Source organism: Legionella nigrisilvae, from assembly GCF_977063395.2.
This window is the reverse complement of record NZ_CDRUGZ020000027.1, coordinates 1037459-1049947: the sequence shown is the minus strand read 5'-3', so window position 1 is coordinate 1049947 and position 12489 is coordinate 1037459. Positions and strand designations below refer to the sequence as shown.

Here is a 12489-nt window from a genome sequence, read left to right as displayed (position 1 = left end):
CCTCCTCAGCTTTCAAATTAATTAAATATTGCAATTAACTCGTTTACTGGACGCCGTAGTGATCCTTGGCAATTAATAAAACGTGACACGGGAAAACTTTTAATTTCGGCTTTTCTGTAGTGGTAACGAGTAAATTCAGTATCGTGATTGGAAAGTATCACTGGAATTCCCCGAGCCGCTGTTTCTTTAGCTAATTCGGTCAATTCGATTTGATCTTCGGTTGTAAACAGCTTTTTAGTATAGGGTAAGTGATGTGATTTCTCTGAAAGAAGTACATAAGGAGGGTCGCAATAAATTACATCCCCTCGTTCTGCATATTCAAAAGTTTTTCTGAAATCATTATGAATGAATTCTGTTTGTTGGCTTTTTGAGTGAAAGAGCTGCATTTCTTTGCGTGGAAAATAGGGTTTGCTGTAAAGCCCAAAAGGAACGTTATAGATTCCTTTCGAATTATAGCGGCATAATCCATTATAACCGTGTCGGTTTAGGTAAAGAAAAAGCGCAGATTTTTGCGCAGAATGAAGAGAGGCATTAAAATCAGATCTTATTTGATAATATTTTTCTTTATGGTTGAATTCTGGGCTGAAATAGGTTTCGCATTGTTTAATGAACGCATCCCCTTGTTGCTGCAAGGTTGTGAAAAGATAAATTAAATCAAAATTACTTTCAGCTAACAAATAGGATGAATAATTTGTATTCATAAAAACGACGCCCGAGCCGGCAAAAGGCTCAATTAAGCGTTTACCTGGAGGAAGAAAGGGAATAATCTTTTCCAAACAGTTGTATTTACTCCCCGCCCATTTAAGAAAAGGCCTTATTTTAACCATAGGTTTTACCACGATTTATTCAGAAAGAAGTATTGCTTATTTTTAAGAAAAAAAACAGAATTTTTATTGTAAAAATTTGGTTGTTGTTTCTTTTTAAGGTAATAACTAAATAAAATTCTAAGACGAGACCTGTAATTTATACTGAGTTAAAGAGTTTAGGACTCCCAAACGACAGGAAATAAAGGATGGTCCATTTGTGCGCCTTCTGGAAGTTGCTCGCTTAACCCCGGAAAATCAGGGGAAGTAGCCCATTTTCGTGGTGCATGGATCGCATCATCACCGAGAAAACGTACTGAGAAAACTCGACGTTTCTGAGAACCTACTCCGCCTGCAGCATGAAGAGTAAGCATATGAAAGCAAACTACATCACCTGGAGTTATTTCCCACCCGATAATAGGGTAGTCTTCACGTTTTGAGTCAATATCAGGAAGCTCTGCGAGGCTTCCTTCTGGAAACCATTTTGCCTGGCTATCCATAAAGGATCGAGGCATAAACCACGGTCCTAAATGAGAGCCTGCAATAAACTCTAAGGTAGAAATACGAGATACTGGATCAACAGGGATCCATAAACTGCAATTTTGGGTTCCTTCAATATTGTAATAAGGCTGATCTTGATGCCATGGTGTTCGTTGTTGCGTGCTAGACTCTTTAACTAAAAGATGATCATGGTAGAGTCGTGATTTTTTACTTTCCATAAGTTTGGCTGCAATAAGGCTAACCGGCGATTCAAAGATGAATTGTTGGTAATAAGAATTGGTTTGCCAGGTACAAAAATCTTCAATAAATCGTCCTGGATCCTCACTTTTACTCGCAATTTTGACCCGTGGGCTTGGGGAGTTCAGATTGAGTTCGATACCATTACAGAGTAATTCTATTTCTATGGGGGTAAGAATTTGACGAATACAAACAGCCCCATCTTTTTTGTACGCTTCTATATGTTCTTGAGTTACGGCTGATTCTACTCGCCGAATAACTTGTTCAGAAATAATATGTTTTTTCATCTTGGACTGAAACAATGATCGATTTTATTGATGTTACTAAAATTCAGAAAAAAGAACTATTGAAGAAAATATTTAAACGTAAGGAGATGAGAGTTGGTTTAAAAAATTCATGTGAGCGAGGTAAAGTTATGGTATTTTACAGAAATTTTATGTGACAAGGATCTGCAAAATGCATAAGTCGAAATTAAAGTCTAATGAACGGAAAATTATTTTTCTTGCTTCTTTAGGTGGGGCGTTGGAATTTTATGATTTTGTCATTTATGTTATTTTCGCACCAATCATTAGTCAGATTTTTTTTCCAGAAACAGACAAATTTGCTTCATTGATGAGTGTTTATGCGGTTTTTGCCATTGGATATTTAATTCGTCCGTTAGGTGGTCTTGTCTTTAGTCATTTTGGAGATAAATACGGTCGCAAAAAGACATTCATTTTTTCAGTGCTCTTGATGGCTCTTCCCACGGTGCTTATTGGATGTTTACCCACTTATCAACAGATAGGGATTTCTGCGAGTGTTTTTTTAATTGTGCTTCGTTTATTGCAAGGACTATCAATTGGTGGTGAAATTCCTGGAGCATTAACCTTCACTTGCGAGCATGTTAATCCTCGTTTCAGAGCTCTGGCTTGTGGCATTATTTTCGCTTGCCTAAATTTAGGTATTTTACTGGGCGCGGTGATTAGTTTAATTTTAACCAACCAACTCTCAAATGCTCAATTATTAAGCTATGGTTGGCGGATTCCATTTGTTTTTGGTGGATTACTTGGTGTGTTCAGTTTCTATATTCGCAAACAATTGTCTGAAAGTCCCTTATTTCTTGCATTTAAAAATTCATCAGAAAATACACGAATTCCTTTTGTTGAGGCAATGACCCTTTACTGGCGCAATATTTTGCAAGGAATTGGTTTAACCTGTCTAGGTTCTGTAATGATTAATTTATTATTCCTCTATATGCCTACCTACCTCTCAACGGTTCTTGCTTATCCCACACAACAAGCAACCTTACTCAATACAATTAATTTAGGTTTTTATTCCTTGCTGCTGGTGTTTTTTTGTTGGTGTGGTGATCGGTTGGGCCGTAAAGTGATTCTTTTGATCGGATCGGTTGGGTTTATTTTGTTAAGTTATATTTTATTCGTTACTTTATCCCAACAGACCACTTTGTTGCTTATAGTAAGCTTATTTATTTTTGCTATATTAAGTAGCTCTATTATGGTTTATCCCAGCATACTTGTTGAGTTATTCCCGGTGCCGATTCGTTATACCGGGATTGCTATTTCTTATAATCTGGCATTCGCTTTTTTTGGAGGGTTAACCCCGTTTATTACGACTTATTTAATCCAGTCATTAAATAGTAATCTTGCTCCCAGTTTTTACCTAACTTTGAGTGCCATTTTTTGTTTCGTTGCAGTATTAACTATTAAAAAATTATATGTGGAATCGGGAGATGGATTATGAATTTTGCAAAACAAACGGTGGTTTTTATTTTCTCTTTATTATTTTCTTTAGCACATGCTGATAGACCTTTTATTATTGATACGGATGTAGGAATCGACGATGAATTAGCGATGTTCTATTTGTTAGCACAAAAAGATATCGAAATTAAGGCAATTACCGTGGTAGGTACTGGAGAATCACATTGCCCAGCAGGATTGCGGAATGTTGCTGGATTATTAGCATTGACGCATCATGAAAACATTCCATTAGCTTGCGGGCGCGATACACCCATGGTTGGTACCCATCAATTTCCTAATTGGCTTCGTAAACAAGCAGATGATTTAGCAGGTGCTGCAAATTTGTTGCCCAAAGTTGAAGTATCCAACTCACAAAGTGCAATGCAATTGTTGACATCTACTTTAAAGAATTCAAAAGATCCCGTTGAGATTTTAGCTATTGGACCCCTAACAAATCTGGGTGAGTTAGTGACTCAAATGCCCAGGATAAAGAATAAAATTAAAAGGATTTATGTTATGGGTGGTGCCGTAGATAGTACGGGGAATCTGATTGAGTTAGATCACTCAATTCGAAATAACACTGCAGAATGGAATATTTACGTTGACCCTCATGCTGCCGACAAAGTATTTCGTTCAGGAATTCCTATTACTTTGATTGGTCTGGATGTAACTAATCAAGTTCCGGTAACTAAAGAGTTTTATCTGAAATTAAAACAAAATCAAAATAGTTTGGGTAATAAATTTTTTTATGAGCTTTTTCATCGTAATGAAGCTGAGATATTTGACCATAAGTGGTATTTTTGGGATGTGCTTTCAGCAGTAGTAGCGCATGATAGTTCAATTGTTAAGTCAATAAATAAAAAATTGAGCGTTGTATTAAACCCGGAAGATCAATCAGGTACTACTAAAGTGGATGAAAAGGGGAATATTGTCCGTGTATGTACTGCAGTAAACCAGGAACAACTTGAAACGATCTTGATGGATACGTTAAAAAAGACTTCCTAAGGGATTGAAGTTAGCCTGGGCGCAACGAAACTTCACCCAGGCAACATAACTTTAATTGGGTACAGAACGTTCTTCTTCGAAAAATTGTACTTTTCCGGTTTTGATATCATGTAATCCTGCTACAATCCCTACTTGTTTTTTAGTAATTAAATCTTTAAGAATGGGACTTCGTTCTTGCATCTCTCTGACGATTCTAAGGGCATTGGCTTTAGCCATAGCATCAATTAATTTGGGATCCGAGCAATTTTTTGTTCCTTGCTCTTCCATGCTCATTTGTACCACAGGTTTAATTTTATTTATCACATCAGTCAAATGGCCGAGTTCTACACCACTGCATGCACCGCTTACAGCACCGCATGAAGTATGTGCTAAAACAACGATGAGTCGAGAACCCACTACTTTAGTTGCAAATTCCATGCTGCCTAGAATATCATCATTGAGTACATTTCCCGCAACGCGCAAGGTAAATAAATCAGCTAAGCCTTGGTCAAAAAATAACTCCGGAACACTGCGAGAATCCATACAATTAAGAACAACTGCAAACGGATACTGTCCGTAAGAAGATTGGTGTGCTTGTTTTAAATAATCTCTGGGAATGGAGGTATTGTTTAAAAATCGTTGGTTTCCATCTTTCAAACGTTGTAATGCCTGTTTGGGTGTCATGTTTTGTTGTTTGGCTTGAGTTATTGTTTTTCCTAAAATAGGTACTTCTGCAGCAGGTGCGCTTGCCATGCTTGTGATAGCCCATGTCAAACCAAAAGTTAAGGCCAAGATTTTTGTTAGGTATTGCATTGATATACTCCGTTTTTAATTAGAAATCGTCCTTCAGTGATAATAACTTAATCTTAAAAACGCATATACTTTTTTTAAAAATTTATTTTCCTTAGAAAACTGATGTAAATAATCGTATTTGTAGCCCTTGAATTTTAACAAATCGACTCTATGTTCCTAGATATGTAAAACAACATTAGGAGAGGGTTATGAGTATTGTAAGACGTGATTATTTTCCTGTATACAATGAAATCGGTTCGATTTTGGATAGTTTTTTCAAAGGGCAACAAGACTCTTCTATAGTAGATACGAGTACATGGACCCCACCTGTCGATATTAAAGAAGAGAAGGAGCGCTTTTTAGTTCTAGCGGATGTACCAGGTGTGGATAAGGATAACATCCAGATATCATTAGAGCATAATATTTTAACACTTCGTGGAGTACGCCATTTTGAGAAAACTGAAAACAAAAATGAGTACACACGAATGGAGCGCTCACAAGGTCAATTTTATCGCCGCTTTAGCTTGCCGCAAACAGTAGATGACGCAAAAATAAGTGCTAAATACAGACATGGGGTTCTGGAAATATCGATTCCAAAAAAGGAAATGGCAGTTGAGAAAAAAATTGATATTACAGTAGAAGAGTAATTCAGACTATTCATAGGAAATCTAAAGTGAAACTCAGAAGGTTGATGTAGGAGTACGATTCTGGGTTTCGCTTCTATTGATCGTTCTAAAAAGAATAAATTTTTTTATAACTCCCGTATTTACCGTGCTTATACGTATATCGAGTAATAGGCTTCATGTATTCTGAATTCTTTTAATCAAGATTGGATACTGCGCCTGGGCGCAGTATGTAGGCGGAAACAATTACGAGAATCTTGGCTTAGAGCGGATCAAGAGACACTATTATCGAGTTTCAATGAGAAAATACGAAGGCGATGGTTATCGGGATCCAACGCCACAAAGGTATAGCCAAAATCCATCATTGTTGGTGCTTGGGCAATTTGAATGTTTTCTTTTTGCCAGAGCGTGTGAAGTTCGTCAACTAAAGGGTCATTTTGGACTTGCAACGAAAGCTCACTACCCCCACCATTTGCTGCTGCAGGCGGCTCAACGGTGTGTTTTGACCATAAGCCGAGCCGCATACCTGATTTTAATAAGAACATGACAAAAGTAGGTGATGATTGAATAGGCTGAGAGTTGAATAAACGCTCATAAAATTGCTCGCTCACCTGAGGATTATCAACATAAAAAATTATTAAATTAGGATCAAGATACATTAAAGTCTCCTTTTAATTGAATGGAGATTTGAGTTTAAACGAGCGTACTGACAGTTTTTGTCAGTAGTGATTCGGTCTAATCATAAACATATGGATAACAAGGGTATTTGGTGATTTAATATCGCCAAAAATGCCCGCCCGATAGGCAGGATAGGAACTATTAATAAGGAAGTTGATCATGAATAATTTCTACGTCGATCCCGATATAGCAAAAGCGTCTACATTACCCTCACGTTTTTATACGTCAGTTGATTGTTTCGAACAAGCCAAAGAAAAAATATTTGCGAGAACTTGGCAGTTTTGCACCAGCACAGAAAGTTTGCGATTAGAAGGGCAGCTGGTGCCTTTTACTTTATTGCCTGGATTGCTCGATGAGCCCTTATTATTTGTCCGTGAGGAACAAGACCGTTTTCATTGCCTTAGCAATGTATGCACCCATAGAGGAAAAATTTTGATTGAAGCTCCCTGTTCGGTAGAAAAAATAAAATGCTCCTATCATGGACGTCGATTCAATCTTTGTGGGGAGTTTCTCCATATGCCTGAATTTGAAAAAACGTGTGATTTTCCAACGTCAAAGGACAATTTGGCAAAAATCCCTTTTGATTGCTTGGAAAAGCTATTTCTTTTTGCGTCACTCGCACCATTAGTTCCCTTTAGGGAAGTATTTGCAGATATAAGGGAACGTCTTTCCTGGCTGCCCATTGAAAGAATGCGTCTGGATATTCATCGTTCCCGAGATTATGTGGTTAAGGCACACTGGGCATTGTATTGCGAAAACTATCTTGAAGCATTACACATCCCTTTTGTTCATCATTCATTAAGAAAAGTAATTGATTGTACTACCTATACTACAGAGCTTTATCGTTATTGTAATTTGCAATTGGCGCTTGCGAGCCATGGTGAGGAACATTTTGATTTACCTAAAGACTCACAAGATTATGGCAAACAAGTCGCTGCTTATTATTACTGGATTTTTCCAAATACAATGCTTAATTTTTATCCCTGGGGATGCTCTGTGAATGTAGTGAAACCATTAGGACCGGCATTAACTAAAGTTTCATTTCTTACCTATGTGCTTGATGAAACCAAATTAGGCAAAGGAGCAGGCGGTGACTTGGATAAAGTAGAGCGTGAGGATGAGGCAGTTGTGGAATCAGTCCAACAAGGAATTCGTTCTCGTTTTTATGAAACTGGGCGATTTTCTCCTACCAAAGAACAAGGGACTCATCATTTTCATCGATTACTTTGTGAATTTCTTAATGATTAATAGATAAATGGATGGGGTCAATTATTAGGTGACCCTGCTATAAGAAAATAAACTCTTCTGTCTACGGGTCGGATTTATCCGCCGGGTACAAATTTCTAGATCCCCCAAATACCTTGTGGGACGTAGAGATAATAATGATAGTGGGAGTGCCTTACTCTTCTTAGATTCAAGGATTGATTGATGCACGATTTAGCACAGGAGCCTTCGCTGCAACGAAAGCTCAATGCGCGTATATTGGGAATGATAACCCTAGGTGGTTCTATTGGAACTGGAATTTTCTTAGCAAGTGGAAGTGCTTTATCTATAGCGGGCCCGGGAGGGACGCTACTGGCCTACTTGATTATGGGAATTATGGTCTATTTCCTAATGGGTGGTCTTGGGGAAATGGCGGCATTTATGCCGACCAGTGGTTCATTTTATGTTTATGCTGCTCGCTTTTTAGATCCTTCTTTAGGATATGCACTGGGTTGGAATTATTGGTATAGCTGTGCCATTTATATTGCCTCAGAAATTTCAGCTTCCGCATTAATTATGCATTTCTGGTTTCCTGAAAGCCCATCATTTATTTGGTGCTCCATTTTTCTCTTTTTGATTATTGGTTTTAATGCGATATCGACTAAAGCATTTGGCGAGGTGGAATACTGGCTTTCTTTTATCAAAATTTCCGTGGTGATTCTCTTTATTGTGACGGGATTTTTTCTAGTTCTTGGTTTTGCAGATTATAAAGCAGGTGGTTTTCAAAATTGGCGTATTGGTGATGCTCCCTTTCATGGGGGATGGATTGGTGTTCTGGGGGCTTTTATTGCTGCAGGTTTTTCTTTTCAAGGCACTGAATTAATTGGTGTAGCTGCAGGAGAGAGTTCCCATCCTCAGAAGACAATTCCTAAGGCAATCAAAATGGTTTTTTGGCGGATTCTCATATTTTTCATTTTATCCTTATTTGTTATTAGCCTTTTAATTCCTTATACCGCGTCACAATTAGTCAGTTCTGATGTAGTAATGAGCCCCTTTACCTTAGTATTCCAACAGTTTAATAAAACATTTGCCGCGATGATTATGAACGCTGTAATTCTTGTTGCCATTATTTCAACAGCCAATTCGAGTATGTATGTGGGGAGCAGAATGCTTTGGTATCTTGCCAAGGAAGGTCATGTTCCTCGAATTTTTTCTGTGGTGAACCGCAGAGGAATCCCTGTGTATGCTTTAACATTAACCAGTGCGGTTGCAATGCTGGCATTTTTATCTTCCGTTTTTGGTAATGGAACAGTTTATTTTTGGTTACTCAATGCAACAAGTCTTTCCGGGTTTATTGCTTGGATGGGAATAGCAGTTAGCCATTATCGTTTTCGTAAAGCTTATTTATGCCAAGGAAATGATCCAGCGAAGCTTCCTTATCTGGCAAAAGGATATCCTTTTGGGCCTTTGTTTGCTTTTAGTGTATGCCTCATTGTGATCGGCGGTCAAAATTATGCGGCGTTAATAAGTAAACCTGTAGATTGGTATGGTTTATTCATTTCTTATCTAAGTGTGCCCCTTTTTTTAATACTTTGGCTAGGACATAAATGGATAAAAAGAACCAAAATAATCCCCTTACATGAGTGTAAGTTGAACTTTGAATAAATCGTGTTACCGAGACTCTTAATACGGAAACACCTTCAGGCACACGTGCACAACATGCATTGTCCGTTTGGTTTTATGTGCATATTTACTTATTCTAAACGACTCATTAATATGAAAATATAGGGCAGGATTGTTACCATTTCTTAGACGGCTCCGGATAGTCTTTAAGAAGGAATTATAAGCAAATCCTACTATAATAATAATTTATTCCGCGGAAGAGTTTTTATGCCAAATAAAATTCATGTACCAAACATTATTATTGTCGGCGGTGGTGCAGGAGGAATGGAGCTGGCTGCACTGTTTGGTAATAAATATGGAAAAGAGGGTAAAGCCACCATAACTCTAGTGGATTGTTCTGCAACTCATATTTGGAAACCTTTACTACATGAGGTAGCTGCTGGAAGCTTGTTTACCAATGAAAATGAAATTGATTATCTTGCTTATGCTGCTACACATCATTTTCATTTTGTTTTAGGGGCACTCGAAGGTTTAAACCGAAGTAAAAAAGAAATTTATTTATCTCCTTTTTACAGTCATGACCGAGAAGTACTTCCAAAACGAGCACTTTCATACGATATATTAGTCATCGCAGTGGGGAGTGTTGCTAATGATTTTGGTATTTCTGGTGTACGTGAACATTGTTTGTTTTTAGATAATATTCCGCAAGCAGTTTATTTTCATCGTGAATTATTAAATCACTTCATGCGTCTTTCTCAGCAGTCAGAACAGGGAATATTTAATCTTGTCGTTGTCGGGGGAGGTGCTACTGGGATTGAATTAATAGCCGAATTAAACAGTTCAGTCCATGAGATTATAAATTATGGCATTGGCATTCAGCCCGAAATTATTTCTTTTACGCTAATTGAAGCAGCAAGCAGATTATTGACAGCACTTCCAGAACAGCTTTCAGAAAAAGTGTTTACTGAGTTAAGTAATATGGGTGTAAAAATCTGTGTTAACGAACAAGTTAATGAGGTTACAGAAAAAGGTTTGCATACCAAATCAGGACAATTTATTCCTGCAGATCTTATTGTCTGGACTGCTGGTATTAAAGCTCCAGATTTTTTGAGGCAGTTGGACGGTTTGGAAGTAAACCACATCAATCAATTGTTAGTGAAACAAACCTTACAAACAACCCTGGATGATTCTATTTTTGTTTTAGGTGATTGCGCCAGTTGTCCACAAACTCACTCGGATAAAACTGTGCCACCACGCGCACAAGCAGCACATCAGCAAGCACAATTTTTGTATAAAAACTTCGATAAATATTTAGAGGGGAAACCCCTTCCTGTTTATCATTATCAGGATCATGGTTCTTTAGTTACCATGAGCCACCATGTAGTGGGAAATTTGATGGGTAAAATTACTAATAGTCTGATGATAGAGGGTAAGCTAGCCCGTTTATTCTATCTATCTCTATACAAACAACATCAAATTTCTTTATATGGTTGGTGGCGAGTGTTCTTACTCACTCTATCAAATGTATTGAGTCGCAGAATAAAACCACGACTCAAATTGCACTAAAAGACGCATCAGAATGGTAGGCTGAAAAAGCAAAAACGGTATTGGGGATTATCCAATATACCTTCTCCTTTTTTATATAAAAATGATAGGACATAATATGTGGGAGCAGAATAAAAAAGAGTATTTAAAACGTCTGTCCAAAGTTAAGCCGTACCTGAAGGACACTAAATTTGTTGCAGCATGCGACCTAATCAACGTATTGTCCCAGCTCATTCACTCAGGTGATCGGGTATGTATCGAAGGAGATAACCAAAAGCAGGCTAATTTTTTGGCTGCGGCATTGACTCAATTGAATCCTTCCAAAATAAATCATTTACATATGATCCAATCCGCTATTGCCTTGGCCGAGCATCTCGATATTTTTGAAAAAGGAATAGCAGAACGAATTGATTTTGCTTATTCAGGACCTCAATCAATTCGTCTTGCGGATATGGTAAAAAATAAAAAAATCAAAATAGGAAATATTCATACTTATAATGAGCTATTTGGTAGGTTGGTTACTGATTTAACCCCCAATGTTTGTATGTTGATGGCTGATAAAGCAGATAAACAGGGCAATTTATTTACCGGAGCAAATACAGAAGAAACGCCCGCACTTATCGAAGCTACTAACTTTAAAAACGGCATAGTAATTGTTCAAGTCAATGAAGTGGTGCAACAATTACCGCGAGTCGATATTCCTGGAGATTGGGTTGATGTTATTGTTCAAGGTCCAGAACCCTCTTACATTGAACCACTTTTTACCCGGGATCCTGCACAAATAGATGAAGTGAAAATATTAATGGCGATGATGGTGATCAAAGGGATATATGCACCGTATCAAGTGAATCGATTAAATCATGGAGTGGGTTTCAATACCTGTGCCATTGAATTACTTTTGCCTACCTATGCGGCATCACTAGGGCTAAAAGGAAAAATATGCCAGCATTGGGTTGTAAATCCTTTACCTACCTTGATACCCGCTATTGAAGCAGGATTTGTAAAAACCATTTACCCGTTTGGGGGCGAAGTAGGTATGAATCGCTATGCGGCTGCTCGACCCGATATCTTTTTTACAGGTAAAGAAGGATGTTTGCGTTCGAATCGAATGTTAGGTCAGTTAGCGGGACATTATGCCTGTGATGTGTTTATCGGCGCAACATTGCAAATGGACCTTGAGGGAAACAGCTCTACAGCGGTTGAAGGTCGCATTGCAGGTTTTGGAGGGGCTCCAAATATGGGTTGTGATGCTCCTGGCCGGCGTCACTCCTCCTATGCTTGGTTAAAAGCAGGGCAAGAGCGCAGTGACGCTTTGGGAACAAAAATGCCTCGAGGAAGAAAATTGGTAATTCAAATGGTAGAAACATTCCAGAGTTCTACGCAGCCCACCTTTGTAGAAAAGCTGGATGCCTGGGCCTTGCAAAAATCAATGAATGCTGATTTGCCCGCCGTGATGATTTATGGAGATGATGTTAGTCATGTAGTAACCGAAGAAGGGATTGCTAATCTCCTTATGTGTCGAGATCTAGAAGAACGAGAACAGGCAATTCGTGGCATCGCAGGATATACTGAGATTGGAATGTTGCGGGATAGGAAAAAAGTGGATGAATTGCGTCAGCGAGGGGTCATTAAGCGTCCTGAAGATTTAGGAATTAAAACGTCCGATGCCACTCGAGATTTATTGTCAGCGAAATCGATTCGTGATCTTGTTGACTGTTCCAAGGGGCTATATGAACCGCCTGTAAAATTTAGAAATTGGTAGGA

Annotated in this window: 11 protein-coding genes; 7 read left to right on the top strand and 4 right to left on the bottom strand. The window is 38.2% G+C overall.

Annotated features, from left to right (window positions below; translation table 11 throughout):
- Positions 1 to 17 precede the first annotated feature (17 nt).
- The gene (locus ACWTE2_RS21940; protein ID WP_182391343.1) at positions 18 to 827 is read right to left on the bottom strand and encodes a DNA adenine methylase; all 810 of its coding nucleotides are present in this window, start codon (positions 825 to 827) and stop codon (positions 18 to 20) included.
- A gap of 155 nt (positions 828 to 982) precedes the next feature.
- A complete protein-coding gene (locus tag ACWTE2_RS21935) occupies positions 983 to 1828 on the bottom strand; it encodes a phytanoyl-CoA dioxygenase family protein (protein WP_454784361.1) in 846 nt (281 codons plus the stop codon).
- 169 nt (positions 1829 to 1997) lie between these two features.
- On the opposite strand from ACWTE2_RS21935, the gene ACWTE2_RS21930 reads away from it, so the two are divergent.
- Both ACWTE2_RS21930 and ACWTE2_RS21925 read left to right on the top strand, forming a co-directional pair.
- Positions 1998 to 3281: an MFS transporter gene (locus ACWTE2_RS21930; RefSeq protein WP_454784360.1), complete on the top strand. Its 1284-nt coding sequence runs from the start codon at positions 1998 to 2000 to the stop codon at positions 3279 to 3281.
- The gene (locus tag ACWTE2_RS21925; protein ID WP_454784359.1) at positions 3278 to 4282 is read left to right on the top strand and encodes a nucleoside hydrolase; all 1005 of its coding nucleotides are present in this window, start codon (positions 3278 to 3280) and stop codon (positions 4280 to 4282) included. Before ACWTE2_RS21930 ends, ACWTE2_RS21925 begins: the two co-directional genes overlap by 4 nt.
- 51 nt (positions 4283 to 4333) lie before the next feature.
- Here the strand turns inward: ACWTE2_RS21925 and ACWTE2_RS21920 are convergent, their stop codons facing one another.
- Positions 4334 to 5074 (bottom strand): carbonic anhydrase family protein, encoded by a 741-nt coding sequence (locus tag ACWTE2_RS21920; RefSeq protein WP_454784358.1) that lies wholly within the window; start codon positions 5072 to 5074, stop codon positions 4334 to 4336.
- Positions 5075 to 5262: 188 nt separating this feature from the next.
- Here ACWTE2_RS21920 and ACWTE2_RS21915 point away from each other — a divergent pair, with 188 nt between their 5' ends.
- A complete protein-coding gene (locus ACWTE2_RS21915) occupies positions 5263 to 5700 on the top strand; it encodes an Hsp20/alpha crystallin family protein (protein ID WP_182391338.1) in 438 nt (145 codons plus the stop codon).
- 248 nt (positions 5701 to 5948) lie between these two features.
- Here ACWTE2_RS21915 and ACWTE2_RS21910 read toward each other — a convergent pair whose 3' ends face one another.
- Positions 5949 to 6335, bottom strand: coding sequence for a VOC family protein (locus ACWTE2_RS21910; protein WP_454784357.1), 387 nt, complete (start codon positions 6333 to 6335; stop codon positions 5949 to 5951).
- Positions 6336 to 6513: 178 nt separating this feature from the next.
- On the opposite strand from ACWTE2_RS21910, the gene ACWTE2_RS21905 reads away from it, so the two are divergent.
- From ACWTE2_RS21905 to mdcA, 4 genes are all read left to right on the top strand, one after another.
- On the top strand, positions 6514 to 7602 hold the full coding sequence (locus tag ACWTE2_RS21905; RefSeq protein WP_454784356.1) for an SRPBCC family protein: 1089 nt from the start codon (positions 6514 to 6516) through the stop codon (positions 7600 to 7602).
- Positions 7603 to 7782: 180 nt separating this feature from the next.
- Positions 7783 to 9222: an amino acid permease gene (locus ACWTE2_RS21900; protein ID WP_454784355.1), complete on the top strand. Its 1440-nt coding sequence runs from the start codon at positions 7783 to 7785 to the stop codon at positions 9220 to 9222.
- A 225-nt stretch (positions 9223 to 9447) separates the two neighbouring features.
- On the top strand, positions 9448 to 10746 hold the full coding sequence (locus tag ACWTE2_RS21895) for an NAD(P)/FAD-dependent oxidoreductase (RefSeq protein ID WP_454784354.1): 1299 nt from the start codon (positions 9448 to 9450) through the stop codon (positions 10744 to 10746).
- Positions 10747 to 10843: 97 nt separating this feature from the next.
- Positions 10844 to 12487 carry a malonate decarboxylase subunit alpha gene (mdcA, locus tag ACWTE2_RS21890; protein ID WP_454784353.1) on the top strand — a complete coding sequence of 548 codons (1644 nt, stop codon included), beginning with the start codon at positions 10844 to 10846 and terminating at the stop codon, positions 12485 to 12487.
- Positions 12488 to 12489 lie beyond the last annotated feature (2 nt).